Here is a 13,225-nt window from a genome sequence, read left to right as displayed (position 1 = left end):
GGAGTCATATTCACCGACCAATTTGCTGGCATCCTTCGTACAGCGTTGATATGTACATGTTTTCAAAAATTTCCCTACCCAAAGCCTGCCCTTTTCCCTCCTTACAGCGCCCGTTTAATCCAAAATATTCCACGAATGAGAGTTGCAACAATATAATAAAATAGATTATTCTAGAAATATGTCGATATATGCCATTTTAAATCATTAATCTACCAATGTTCAATATTCGTTCACAATCTATGCTTACTTTTATTCAATACACTTTTAAGTTAAGCTGCACGTTACATCAACAGACAACAGTAGCCAGTTGTTAGTATTCCAGCTGCCTTTATATCATGAACTAAAGGTTTGCAATAGGTAAGCATTGTGTCTTTTCCACCTATGTGCAACGGAATATAGTGATGGCAATATATGACGATGGGACACCCTTTTTATCTCTTCCGATCGTCATTGCTCAAATGGACAGCATTCTTAAAGCAAATGTCCGCCAGACACTTCAATGTCCTGGGCAGTAACCCAGCTGAAATCATCGGACAATAAGTTCACAATGACCTTCGCAATATCTTCGGGTTGGCCGATTCTACCAAATACAGATTGCTCAGCCAACGGCTTAATAAATTCAGGATGTTTATCGAATGCTCCATCGCCAAAATTGCTGTGCGTAGGACCAGGAGAAACGGCATTGACCCGAATTTGGCGAGGAGCAAGTTCTTTGGCGATGTAGCGAGTCCAAGTTGAGAACGCTGCTTTTAACGATCCATAGGCGGAGTAGCCTGGAAATGATTGGTTCCTTGATGAACTTGTGGTATTTACAATGGCTCCATTATCATTCATGAATCCGACAAGCTGTTGTGTTAAAAAAATCGGTCCTTTGAAGTTCGTATTAAGAATCTTGTCGAAATATTCTTCGCTCATTTCAGAGAACATCATTGGCCCGCCAATACCGCCATTATTAACTAAGTAATCAAAAGTCGTTCTATTCCAAATTTCTTTGAGGTTCTTTTTCACTTCTAGAACGAAACCTTCGAATGATGATAGTTGAGTCAGATCCAACTTCAGTGCTAATGCCCGAACTCCACTATTCTTCTCAATTTCCTTAACGACAGCTTCCGCACGGTCCTTATAGGAATTGTATGTGAGAATGACGTTAATTCCGCGCTTGCCAAGCCCAAGAGCCGTCGCTTTTCCAATGCCATTACTTCCACCTGTTACAATTGCAATTTTCATAAGATCTCTCCTTTTTTGTGTTCGATCTGGATTTAATTTTAGTCGTATCTACTGAAATAATATAGATCCAATCATGCCTTTTTATTGCCTAAAAACACCATAGACCCTTTCAAAGAATCCGGATTATCCCTAATAATTATCACAAGAAGAGCCTAAAAGTGCCGAATCATTTCATAGTGGTGTTGAGGAATAAGAAGTCGTGTAATAAAATAAGTGTATGAATATAATCCTTAATGAAATTATTGATCTAATGAAAAGTGCAAGCACTCGACCGATTGAAACTGGAGTACCAGGGCTAAGTATGATTAAGGGAGACATACCCGCACATCAACTTGCAGCGCTCTACGAGCCGATGATTGGTTTTACGGTTCAAGGAACAAAGATTCTTTCCATTGGGGAGCGTTACACAGACCTGAAAGGGCCATCCTATTACGTGTTACCGGTACATGTTCCTGCAACAGCGAGTGTACACCCAGATCGTGATGGCCGTCCTTACATGTCCCTTGGTCTTAGGTTGAATCAGGATGTTCTTCAGTGTTTATTAAGAGATCTCCCTGAAAATCTAATCCCAACTGCTTCCGAGCATTTCGCAGCTTGTGAAATAGACATTGAATTTATGGCGGCATGGCTGCGCTTATTGCGATTATCGGAAACACCAAAAGATATTCCAGCTCTTGCACCAGCTTATGAGCGCGAAATTCTTTATCGCGTTCTGATGGGACCACAAGGATGGAATCTGAGGCAATTTGGTCTGCAGGAAAGTAATTTATCTAATATTTCCCAGATTGTAAAATGGTTTCGTGAAAATTTTATGAGGCCAATAGACATTGGTGATATGGCATCAAAATCTGGTATGGCTATAAATACCTTTCACCGTCAGTTTAAAAGGGCAACCGGTTTAAGTCCTATTCAATTTCAAAAGCAATTAAGGCTTTTGGAGGCTAGAAATCTCATTGCATTTGAGGGCTATTCAGTAACCAGTGCCGCATTTCATGTTGGCTATCAAAGTCCTTCACAGTTTAATCGAGAGTACTCCCGCTTCTTCGGTTCATCTGCAGCTCGGGACACGAAGAAACTAAGACGAATCGAAAGCACAAGGGATTAGATCATTGACATCTTTTTATTGGAATTTTTATGTAGAGTGAAAAGTCGGAGAGGGCGGACACAGACAGTGCATAAAAAAATTATAGGGGGTGCTTAAAGAAATTAATACACCGTTTCCAACAATATGCATATAAGCCTGACACGGTGTATGCTGCCTTTTTTCTTCATTTGATTTATCTTTTTATATTGTTGGGTCGAACATTCTAAATCGCTCATTGATTGATTTAGTTTTACTAGTCCTGCTTGATTTGTACCCATAATTACCACCTTTTGTTCCGATCTTCCAGTAACACCAAACATGGCCTATCGCTTCAACGACTGGTATAATTCTCGGACAAAAAGCCTGATTCCTCAGAAGTCACTTCCAAATATTTGAAGATAGGTCGTAGCGTTTCTTCCATGCAAACGCCACCTTTCCATCAGGTAACAGTAAATTTATACAATCAGCACCTAATGTTTCTACAAGGTTGCACACGTTCCTGATCTAAAAAGACGAAAAACTCCCTCCTAGTTATATCAGAAGGGAGTCTTTCGTGTGATTCATGTGTTTGAATACTAACGATTTTAAAGTGCACTACTTCTACATTACACTTCAAGCAAATTTGGCGATATCGTTAATCTGGCATCTTCTTCTGTGCTTTGTCCCGTTAGGCTTGTGTTTGTTATGATGGTTTGTTTTCTTGAGGTCTAGATGACCACTTGATTATTTCACAACCATCGGAGGTCCGATAATCACTGTGTCATTTTCCGCGGCCAGTTGAACAATTTCCTCGAGAGAATGACGACCAATTTCAGGGAAGAAATCCTCGATTCCACCCGGCGTGAAGATAAACAGAATCCGACCCGTGTCAAGACTTACGTTAGTCCACGCGTGGGGCACGCCGCGAGGAACCGAGACACTTGTTCCAGGTGTAGCATCGAATTCCTCGCCACCAACTTGGAAACGAAAAGTGCCTTCAAGAATTTCAAACGTTTCCTCGCGTTCGTTATGGAAATGCTTTGGAGGGCCCATCAGAGACGGTACACGCGCTTCAACGATAGATATTGCTCCACCAACTTGATTGCTGTGGATGCGAATGGCCATTTGTTCGCCTGGCATCGTGTCAAACCATTTTAGATCCTTGGCGTAAGTAACGACTGCTCCTGTTCGTTTAAAATGTTAACTGTATTAAATGAGACGTTAACTCTTTCGGGTGTGAAAAGAATGGCGAGTGGTCTGAGTCCATTGTAATAACCTGATTGCACGGAGACACGCTATACATATCCCTTTGTAAGCCTATGGAAATAGCTTTATCTCTTAAAGTTTCTATATAAACGCGAGGTATCGTGCCAAATCTTGCGTCCGTGAGATGCACTGGGGTAAAAAAAGGTGCCAGCGGCTCAAGACAAAGTTTTTCCTTCGCTTTAATTACGTCTTCTTCGGAGCAATCGCCATAGAAAGAATCCTTTATCAGTTCGTCTTTAATATCCATGAACGTTTGATCCTCACTTATGATAACAATGGAAGGAGATTCTTTTTCTTTTTTCTCGTTTTGAGAAATTTGAAGTAAGGTCTGACCATTTTTCGGAAGATAAGCGCATAAATAAACAAGTTTCTCAATTTTTTCGGGGAGGTACTCGGCTGTCTGGCTAATGACAAGCCCTGCCATACTGTGCCCTATCAAAATGACTTTCTCAGACTCCTTATCCAGAATATTGCTTAGGTGGTCTGTATAACTTTTTAAGTTAACTTCGGACATCGGCGTATTATCTTGGCCATGCCCAGGTAAGTCTAAAGCGATCACCCGGTGCCCCGCCTCTTCGAGCATTGGAATTATTTCTTCCCAGCACCATGCTCCATGCCACGATCCATGTACCAAAACAAATGTACTCATTACTATCTCTCCTATTATCCCGATCAATCCTTTTCCTGATCACCAGTCAAATTTCAAATCATTTACTATATCCATCTAGCTGGCCCCGCAAGAGGCTACTGAATGGGATTGTGCTGCAATTAGGCATTAGCCTTCGTAAACTCAGGTTCGTTGTAAGGAGAAGCTACCCAGCCTTCCGTCTCGATGAAGAGACGAACCGCTACGATTTTGCGGTTGTCCATCAGCGTGAAGAAATGTGGCTTCGATTCCGGTACGGAGATGACGTCTCCTGCCTCAAGCTCGACGTCGAAATAGCCGGTATCATCCGTGCCTTTGATATTAAAGATTCCTTTGCCCGCTGTGATGGCGCGAATTTCATCTTCGGAATGTGTGTGCACTGCTTCGAATTTTTGCAGCAGCTCCTCCAAGTTAGGCGTCGCCTCGGACAAGGTGATAACGTCCCAGATCTTGTAGCCGCGTCGAACAGCCAGTTCTTTAATCTCGGAATCGTAGGTCGCGAGAATTCGCTGCTTCTCTTCGTCGCTCAGCACGTATTTTTCTTTAAGTTCTTCCGAGAGCTTGTCAGCATTCCAGTGCTCATACAGAATCGTCTGCTTTTGCAGAAAATCAAGCACTTGATCCTCAGCTTCAATGCGCTCGTTTGTATTGTGAATTCGAATTTGTGCCACGAGTATTCCTTCTCTCTTTTAATTGGTGATTGATAATTGATTGACTACCTATTAGCATTCAATCGTGACGTTTTATTCAGTTACGGTTTCAAGAATAGTACCTGAACTATACTCCATGTCCATTATTAAATATGATTTAGTATGGTTCCATACAGGCCGGAAGAATAAAAGACGAGTAATTTTACCCATATCCAAATCGCTTAGCCAGAACATTCCAAACGCGTTGATGGTCTGCGTGACGATTTGAACTCTTATTGCACCAAATTTACGCATGAAGAATGGTGTACTTTGCGGAAAGCCTAGGTTACATTCTCCTTGCTCCTACGAACAGTTGAGGGAAATGTAGACCCTTCAATGGTTAATTACAATTTGAACTCTTCCCCCAAGGAGTGCCCCTGTTGTTTTCATCTACAGCCTTATGTAAAAGCACATGCGGTAACCAATCCCTACTTAAGGCTATGACACTGCAAGAAGGACTAGTGGCTGCCGGCAAATTCAGTATTAGGAGGGATTGAAGTATGAATCCAGTAATTGGACTGGATATTGCAAAAGGAGAAAGTCAGGGTCAGGCCTTCTTGGATAAAGGAAAGCCCTACGGTAAGAGCTTTACGATCATTCACACACAGGCATTTACGGAGTTTAGGGGCGTTTACGGGGCTTTGTACTCTGCGGCGTCTCTGCAAACCTTGTTAGCCTTTCCAACGTCCAAGGACGTTCTCAGTACCGGTGAATCTAAATTAACAGAGAAACAGAGAAGATCACGGGTTTATGTGCAGATCGTTTGGAGGGTTATTTAGCACGCTCAGTAATTAGCATAGCACCATTTTCTCGATTTTCTAATCCGCTTATAAAAAAGCCCTCGTCCTTAAAAAAGACGAAGGCTTTCGCTCACCTGTTCCACTTCATTTACAAACTAAAAAATTGTTTGAGATATAGTGAACTCTATTTTTAATAAAAAGAGCCTTAATTATCGGTATCAAGATCACGAAATACGGGTTTATGTGAGTATTGCCTTGATGGCAGAACCTTATCTAACCATTTTATGTCATCGCAATTAACCAAACATAAAGATTGTTATTTAATCTGCGAACGTTAACCCCAGGAGTTTTCGCTTCCATAGTAATAAAATTATTATAAATTATCTCTGAATTAGCAGGGTGCTTTAGTAGATAAACAATATACGCATTTTGGGCAGCACCTAATATTTTTTGAAACGTTTTTTTAATACTCAAGTTGAGAATTATTTAAAAACGAAATAATGAGAGGTAATAAAGTATTATTAGAAGGTTAAACATTCTATCTGCTCTTTCTAACTATTTCTTGCTCTACTAATTAACCAATTCAAATGATTGGAACTAAGCCGATTCTTGCAGAGTTTTTATTAAAAAGTGATTTATTGGTTTTATTTAGAGTAATGTCCGATGAATGCTTATTATATCTAGTAATTATACTTCTGTAGTCTTCCTCTGGAAAAATCGATAAAAAATTGATTTCGTGCATTATTTTCCCCTTTCATAAAGAAAAAAATTAAACACTTTATTTTCCTTTTCATTAATCAATCCGAAACACATCCTCCAAATCCTTTCCCAATAAATCACTTAACTTCTTCGCTGTTGCAGGTCCCACTGACTTTAGTGATCTTTCCAGTAAGCTGATATAGGAATGACTTAACCCCGAGTGTTTTGCCAACTCCCTCTGGGAGTACCCTTTGATAATTCGAGCCCTCATAAACGAATCGGTTTTAGCCATAATCCTCATATCCCTGCTCTCCTTCATCCAATAACATAAGCACTTATTAAAAAAACTTATAATTCATTGTTAAAAAAATAATTATTTAATGTCCTTATTTGGCTTTAACCATCAGGAAAACGAATTATCTGAATTAAATTCTAATAAATCGCAAAATTTTTCATATATTCTTCCCAAAACCACATGTTTACAAAAGTTAACAGCGACTAACGGACTTTATTTTCCACTAACGATCTCTATTTTCCTTGATCACGTCGTCGTTTCTGCTCCCCTCCCGTTCTCATTTTGTTCCCCTAATTTCTATTATATCACAAAATTTAACTATTGCAACCAAAAACGTTTACTTTAAATAACAATCCTTCCGCCTATCTTCCAGTCCTCCGCTCATTGTAATTACTTTTGTATACTGATATTATTAAAATGTTTACTACTGTTTACTTTTCGAAACGCGAGGGTGAGAATAATGTATTTCTATGATAAATTACGAGATATGCGTAAATTAAAAGGTTTTACCCTGCGAGAGCTAGCTGACCGTTCTGGCGTTTCTGCGGCATATATCTCCCAGTTAGAAAACGGCAATCGCGGCATCCCGTCTCCGGAAGTGCTGATGAAGCTTTCCGAAGGGCTCAACACGTCTTATTCTGAGCTAATGGACCTAGCTGGATATTTGGAATCAACGCCTTCAACTGAAAAATTCCAAAGTAACCCCGTCAATTTACGGAGGTTTTTGCGTGAGAATGAGCTCATGTTCGATGGCATTCTTTTAACCGATGAAGATAAGGAATGGGTCGAGCGGATGTTGACCGTTTTATTTTGGAAGCAGCGTCAGGAATCGAAGCTTGAGGACTCGCCTACGACATAAAATAAGAGGCGAGCTTCGTTTACCCATTATTAGGCGCAGCGGACGAATTAACTGGAGAAACTCCTGTTATTCCGCAAAAATCCTTGCTCAGCACCATTATTAACCGTAGAAATTGCTGTTATTTCACCAACGAGTATATAAATAATGGCTAACCTTCAGCTACCCGAAAAATTCTTATGTATTAAAAGCCCATTTCATCCTATTCGGATGAAACAGGCCCTACTTAACTCAATTAGTCATTGTTTGACTGACTGCCGTTCCCATTGCCATTTCCATTGCTGATCCCATTGCCATTTCCGTTGCCATTGTTCCCATTCCCATTTGGCGTTTGAGTTCCATTGCCATTGCCATTTGGTGCAGGAGCTTGTCCTCCGTTACCGTTCGGTGCTTTAGAACCATTGCCATTCGGCATCGGCGTCTGTCCTCCATTACCATTCGGCGCTTTATAGCCATTTCCGTTTGGTGCTGGTGCCTGCCCTCCATTACCATTTGGCATCGGTGCCTGCCCTCCGTTACCATTCGGAGCTTTAAAGCCATTTCCCTTCGGCGTTGGTGTCGGAGCACTAGGGGCTTGGCCACCGTTTTGTCCGCCTCCAGTACCACCTTGACCCTTGCCGCCTCCGCCAAAGCCTTTACCTTCACCCTGACCTTGGCCACCGCCTTGTCCGCCTCCAGTACCACCTTGACCCTTGCCGCCTCCGCCAAAGCCTTTACCTTCACCCTGGCCTTGACCACCGCCTTGTCCGCCTCCAGTACCACCTTGACCCTTGCCGCCTCCGCCAAAGCCTTTACCTTCACCCTGGCCTTGACCACCGCCTTGTCCGCCTCCGGTACCACCTTTACCTTCGCCGCCACCTTGGCTACCGCCTTGTCCGCCTCCGGTTCCGCCTTGACCTGCTCCTTTAGCACGTATATAAGCATAAGTGATTGACTCGAGGGTTCGGTTATCTACCGCTCCTGTTACGGGAAGCCCGTGTTTTTTCTGAAAATACTTAACTCCCCTAACGGTCACATCATCATAGTATCCATTAATTTCACCTGAATAGCTGCCCAGTGTCTTCAGCATTCCCTGAATAACAAATACATCAGGACCATTGGCGGGTTTCCCAACTGCCCCTGCCAGATTCGGCACATACAGCAGCAGCATAACAGACAGAATGGCAACGCCTAGATATTTTCCTGCAAACAGACCGATTCTCGTTCTTTGTTTGTTATTTCCCTTCCATTGTTGCACTAGCAGACACCTTCCTTATGTTGAAAATTATTTTACCGCGCTAATACTATTCCCCAACTCTCCAGCCTGCTACTTCATTTCCTTTATGGGAAATAAGGGTAATCATTCGTTCCAAAAAACAAAAAGAGGACCGGCAAAAGCTGCCAGTCCCCTTCCTATCAACCCCCATTTTATTTAATAGGGTAATCAAGCACAATCACATTTTCAATTATACCTTTGAGCGATTGCACGAACTCCTGATGAACAGGATGTGGGCCATACTGCCGTAAAGACTCTCGATCTTGGAAGGTCACCCGTAGTCCTATCGTGTATCCCTGAATATTGCCCGTTTCTGATGTCTCGTTTACGCCTGCAGTAATCTGGGCAATGCCCGGGATTTTACCTTTGAAAGACAACAACGTCTCAATCAATTCCTGTTCCTTCTGCGCAGTTAAAGTCTCCTTAAATCTAAAACACACCAAATGTTCAAACATCGCGTCGGACCAACCTCCTGATTATTATTTTTCTACTCTACATAAAACTATTTTATCACACTTTTTTTACCAAGTTGAAATGTTTCAATTTGAGTATGCCCATGTGAACAAGTCTCAATAATGCCAAACACAATCCTCAGGCTTCTTATCGAGTAGAAACCCCCGAAACGTCGTCATCTTTAACTGATGCATATCCGTTCGATCCAAATAATCAATACGGCAGCATAAGCGCGGCTCCATCCACTGTGTGTTTCCCTCTTTTACCGTACCTAGTGGCGCTGCTAATGCAACAAACATTTCCTTGTCCTCTGCTGTAATTCCATCTGCCACTACACCAACAGTTTTATGCTTCACCGTCCTGAAATTCAATCCGATGACCAGCTCGAAAGGGTCCATTCTGTACCCCAATATCTCCACATCTATGGACTTCACATACTTAATTTTAAGCCACTCACTGCTTCTAGTATCAGGCACATACATCGAGTTTTTCCTTTTGGCCACGATCCCTTCCATATTCCGTGCTTTCATCATTTCAAACAGCGCCTTCCCCTGCGCCTCCACAAACAACGTCGGCATCAGTACTGCGGTAGGATCAACGACAGCAGCTAGACGCTTTTTCCGCTCTATTAAAGGCTCATTTAGATGCTCTCTATCCGTATATAAAAGGTCAAACGCAACAAAAGTCACCGGATGTGTATGCACCGCACGGCTTATTTTCCCTGAGTGACTAATCCGATCTCGATATAGAAAGTCATCAAATGCAGGTGCCCCGTCACGCAGTACAATCCCTTCACAATCCAGAATAGCAGAATGAATCTTAATCGCTCGCAATGCTTCCTGAAGCTCTGGGAATCTGTGCGTTACGGCTCTTCCGCTCCGCGAATAGGCTTCAATGCGGTTTCCTTGCTTATGGATAAGGATTCGAACGCCATCCCATTTCGGCTCATAAATAAAGTGTTGATCGTCAAAAGGCTCCTCACCGAAGCTAACGGCCATTGGCTTTATGGCTGAAAATAACATAAAAATCCCCTCCTGTTACCAGTTTGGGGATTTCATCGACAGTCTAAACGCCATTTTCGCTCAAATGACTCCCCATCCACGCAAAAGCTTTCCTAAGCTCTGCCTTCGGTACATTTGCATACCGATCACCGATGGAAACCTCATAACAGCATGATGACTCATTCACTTCCTTTACATAATGAGTGAGTCCAACGCCTGTTGCCTCATATAAGTTGATTAACAGGGATTCCATCTTCTCTTTTGGCATCTTGATATGTACGTGGAACATATTTGTGACTGGTTTACTAGGGTTCGTAGCAACGCCTGGAACCTGATTATACAAAGCAGCAAGTTCTATGGCTTCCTCGTAGTACTGCTCCATTTTATTCAAACGCTGCTTGAAATAATGGCTTGCACTAAGGATATACGGGTAAAGACTGATCAAATCGCCGCCATGGCGCCTTTTCCATACTTTAGATTGTTTCGTGAACGTCTCGTCTCCCGCAAGCACGGCTCCAGCAATACCGCCAATCCCTTTGTAGAAAGAAATATAAACACTATCAAACAGCTCACAGATTTCGCTTGCAGACTTCTGATAATAAGGAAGAATCTCGTACAGTCTAGCCCCATCCAAATGTAATTTGATGCCATGACTTCGACAATAGGCAGAGATCTGCACAAGCTCTTCGTAATCTGGCAGCTGTCCGCCAATTTCCCGCTGCGGCAATTCCAGCAATAAACAAGCGATATCTTCTTTTATTTGCAGCACATCTTCCAGACGAATCAGTCGCTCTTTCTCACCTAGCAGATTAGCCTGGATGTGATGAAGTTCCTTCAGCCCGTCTTCCTCGTGGATTTCCAAATGACTGAGCGGGTGATAGGCGACTTTCTTGATCCCTTTATGATCGCACCAGATTCGCAAAGCAATTTGCTGAGCCATCGTTCCACTTGGGAAAAAGACGGCAGATTCTTTACCAAGAAAAGCGGCCATCTCCGCTTGGAAATCCTCAATTAGCTTGCCATTGCCATAAGTATCTCCATCTGTTTGACCATCTACCTCCTGCAAGGCATCTATCAATACTTGAATATTTCTTTTGCCATGCCCACCCACTGGGAAGTTAGTTTGTTGAAACGCTGCTAATAATGGATTGATTTTGTTCATTTGTATCGTACTCCTTTGTTTGTCACAACTCCCTCTTGGTCTCAGAAAGGGGGTGGATTATAATTAAGCTAACTCTATTCGAAAAAGGAGACTCAAGCCATGAAGGAAATCCTTATCGGCTCCATTGATCAATTTACTACTTTTCCTGTGGAGGTTCAGCTTGACCGTGACTTATATTTTTTGATGCAGGTAGATGATGACCAGTACAATCTTTACTCAAGTGTTTGCCCTCATGGCGGTTACACCGTGGATCTGATTGACGGGGAGCTCGAATGCCCTTTGCACGGTTGGACCTTTGAAGTCCATACAGGACGCTGTCATAACGTGCCTAGCGCCAGACTTGCCTCTTATAACGTCATCCTTCGTGACAACCAGTTGTTCGCTCAGATGGCATGATCTCACGTATATTTTACCAGTGGTCAAGCTATAATAACAGCTATTGTTATCAATAGAACGGCTTCAGGAGGCAACATGCCCGACAAGATGAGTACGAGTAAGTTCCAGGGAATGAAGTGGTGGCAACTGAGCTTACTCGGAGTCGCTTGCACGATAGGTACCGGGTATTTCCTAGGCTCTGGAATCGCAATTCAAATGGGCGGCGTCTCCGTCCTGTTCATGTTTATACTCGCAGCTTTCGGCACTTATATCGTCTTTGACGTGCTGGCCAAAATGACAGGCAAGGATCCACAGCAAGGTTCGTTTCAAACTTATGCGGCTAATGCTTTCGGTCGCTGGGCAGGCTTTAGCAGTGGCTGGGTCTACTGGAGCTCAGAGCTATTAATTATGGGTAGTCAGTTAACAGCTTTATCATTTTTCACCCGCTTCTGGTTCCCCAGGTTACCGATGTGGGTCTTTGCGACGGCCTATGCCCTACTAGGACTTGGCGTTATTCTGCTAGGGACCAAAGTTTTTGAACGTGCTGAGCATATTTTTGCCATCATCAAAGTATCCGCCATTGTGATGTTTGTCATAATCGCGGGTGCGGCGGTCTTCGGGTTCCTTGCAGGCACATACCCGCCGAAGTTTCCAACTACCCAGGATGCCTTCTTACCAAAAGGCGGAGTCGGCATTTGGTCATCTTTCATCTATGCTTTTTACGCTTTTGGTGGCATTGAAATCTTGGGCATCATGGCCGCCAGACTTAAGCGGCCTGAAGAGGCGCCTAAAGCTGGGAACATGATGATCCTCCTGTTAACCATCATCTACATCGCCTCGTTAGCACTCGCCTTGGCTTTGATCCCCTTGCGCGATCTCCAAGGGAAAGAAAGTCCTTTTCAGGTGGCTCTAGGTGCTTACCAACTCCCTTTTGTCCCCCATGCCTTCAATGCGATTCTAATCATCGCGGGATTTTCGACGATGGTCGCTTCCCTATTTGCGGTTACAACGATTCTTATCACGTTAGCTCAAGGTCACAATGCACCCGCTATATTCGCTAAACGAACAGGTGGCAAACGCAAAATGCCGTTACCCGCCATCGGATTTACGACTGGCGGAATAACGGCTGCGGTGCTGATGGCCTTGCTTCTACCTGAGCAATTGTATGCGTATATCACCACCGCGGCAGGGATTATGCTGCTGATGAATTGGCTGTTCATCCTGCTTTCATCAGGACGATTACTGACGTTATCCCGGTGGGGGAAAATCAAGAGATATACTGGCATACTTCTTATCCTAACCGCTATCACTGGCACCGCCTTTCATCCGACGAGCCGGCCAGGCTTCTGGATCAGTCTCTTATTCATCGTTTTGATTGGCTTTGTGACTTTGGGGCTGAGCTTCAAATGGAAGAAGCATGCACCCGGTTCCGTCACCACTTTCCATCCTGACAAGTTGTCCATACCCAAACCCGATAATCGTGAGGGAGCCACTTAGT

The 13,225-nt window shown here is 43.2% G+C and carries 14 protein-coding genes; 5 read left to right on the top strand and 9 right to left on the bottom strand.

All coding sequences use genetic code 11. The features are described 5' to 3' along the window. Positions 1-471: 471 nt before the first annotated feature. Entirely contained in the window at positions 472-1,227 is a 756-nt protein-coding gene (locus AC58VC_RS15260; protein ID WP_497369581.1) for an SDR family NAD(P)-dependent oxidoreductase, read from the bottom strand. 217 nt (positions 1,228-1,444) lie between these two features. Between AC58VC_RS15260 and AC58VC_RS15255 the strand changes: the two genes are divergently transcribed. Continuing rightward, entirely contained in the window at positions 1,445-2,332 is an 888-nt protein-coding gene (locus AC58VC_RS15255) for an AraC family transcriptional regulator (RefSeq protein ID WP_497369580.1), read from the top strand. 702 nt (positions 2,333-3,034) lie between these two features. Here the strand turns inward: AC58VC_RS15255 and AC58VC_RS15250 are convergent. The 3 genes from AC58VC_RS15250 to AC58VC_RS15240 all read right to left on the bottom strand — a co-directional run bounded on the left by AC58VC_RS15250 (position 3,035) and on the right by AC58VC_RS15240 (position 4,873). Continuing rightward, positions 3,035-3,430: a cupin domain-containing protein gene (locus AC58VC_RS15250; protein WP_497369579.1), complete on the bottom strand. Its 396-nt coding sequence runs from the start codon at positions 3,428-3,430 to the stop codon at positions 3,035-3,037. A gap of 52 nt (positions 3,431-3,482) precedes the next feature. Beyond that, positions 3,483-4,205: an alpha/beta fold hydrolase gene (locus tag AC58VC_RS15245; RefSeq protein WP_497369578.1), complete on the bottom strand. Its 723-nt coding sequence runs from the start codon at positions 4,203-4,205 to the stop codon at positions 3,483-3,485. 119 nt (positions 4,206-4,324) lie between these two features. Continuing rightward, positions 4,325-4,873 carry an acireductone dioxygenase gene (locus AC58VC_RS15240; protein ID WP_497369577.1) on the bottom strand — a complete coding sequence of 183 codons (549 nt, stop codon included), beginning with the start codon at positions 4,871-4,873 and terminating at the stop codon, positions 4,325-4,327. Between the two features lie 518 nt (positions 4,874-5,391). On the opposite strand from AC58VC_RS15240, the gene AC58VC_RS15235 reads away from it, so the two are divergent. Beyond that, complete coding sequence (locus tag AC58VC_RS15235) at positions 5,392-5,670, top strand: hypothetical protein (RefSeq protein ID WP_497369827.1); 279 nt, start codon at positions 5,392-5,394, stop codon at positions 5,668-5,670. Between the two features lie 754 nt (positions 5,671-6,424). On the opposite strand, the gene AC58VC_RS15230 is transcribed toward AC58VC_RS15235, so the two are convergent. Continuing rightward, positions 6,425-6,631, bottom strand: a complete 207-nt coding sequence (locus AC58VC_RS15230) for a helix-turn-helix domain-containing protein (RefSeq protein WP_497369576.1) — start codon at positions 6,629-6,631, stop codon at positions 6,425-6,427. A gap of 481 nt (positions 6,632-7,112) precedes the next feature. Here AC58VC_RS15230 and AC58VC_RS15225 point away from each other — a divergent pair, with 481 nt between their 5' ends. Next, positions 7,113-7,484 (top strand): helix-turn-helix domain-containing protein, encoded by a 372-nt coding sequence (locus AC58VC_RS15225; protein ID WP_497369575.1) that lies wholly within the window; start codon positions 7,113-7,115, stop codon positions 7,482-7,484. Between the two features lie 232 nt (positions 7,485-7,716). Here the strand turns inward: AC58VC_RS15225 and AC58VC_RS15220 are convergent, their stop codons facing one another. The 4 genes from AC58VC_RS15220 to AC58VC_RS15205 form a co-directional block, all read right to left on the bottom strand. Then, positions 7,717-8,718 (bottom strand): peptidoglycan-binding domain-containing protein, encoded by a 1,002-nt coding sequence (locus AC58VC_RS15220; protein ID WP_497369574.1) that lies wholly within the window; start codon positions 8,716-8,718, stop codon positions 7,717-7,719. Between the two features lie 170 nt (positions 8,719-8,888). After that, positions 8,889-9,191, bottom strand: coding sequence for a Dabb family protein (locus AC58VC_RS15215; RefSeq protein ID WP_497369573.1), 303 nt, complete (start codon positions 9,189-9,191; stop codon positions 8,889-8,891). A 114-nt stretch (positions 9,192-9,305) separates the two neighbouring features. Next, on the bottom strand, positions 9,306-10,211 hold the full coding sequence (locus AC58VC_RS15210; RefSeq protein ID WP_497369572.1) for an ATP-dependent DNA ligase: 906 nt from the start codon (positions 10,209-10,211) through the stop codon (positions 9,306-9,308). Between the two features lie 43 nt (positions 10,212-10,254). Continuing rightward, the gene (locus AC58VC_RS15205; RefSeq protein WP_497369571.1) at positions 10,255-11,352 is read right to left on the bottom strand and encodes a threonine aldolase family protein; all 1,098 of its coding nucleotides are present in this window, start codon (positions 11,350-11,352) and stop codon (positions 10,255-10,257) included. A 99-nt stretch (positions 11,353-11,451) separates the two neighbouring features. Between AC58VC_RS15205 and AC58VC_RS15200 the strand changes: the two genes are divergently transcribed. Further along, complete coding sequence (locus AC58VC_RS15200) at positions 11,452-11,748, top strand: Rieske (2Fe-2S) protein (RefSeq protein WP_161409395.1); 297 nt, start codon at positions 11,452-11,454, stop codon at positions 11,746-11,748. Between the two features lie 75 nt (positions 11,749-11,823). Then, positions 11,824-13,224, top strand: coding sequence for an amino acid permease (locus AC58VC_RS15195; RefSeq protein WP_497369570.1), 1,401 nt, complete (start codon positions 11,824-11,826; stop codon positions 13,222-13,224). Position 13,225: the final 1 nt, after the last annotated feature.

It is taken from the genome of Paenibacillus sp. J22R67 (assembly GCF_059692175.1).
Note: the sequence above shows the minus strand (reverse complement) of the source record. Positions and strands in the feature narration are given on the sequence as shown.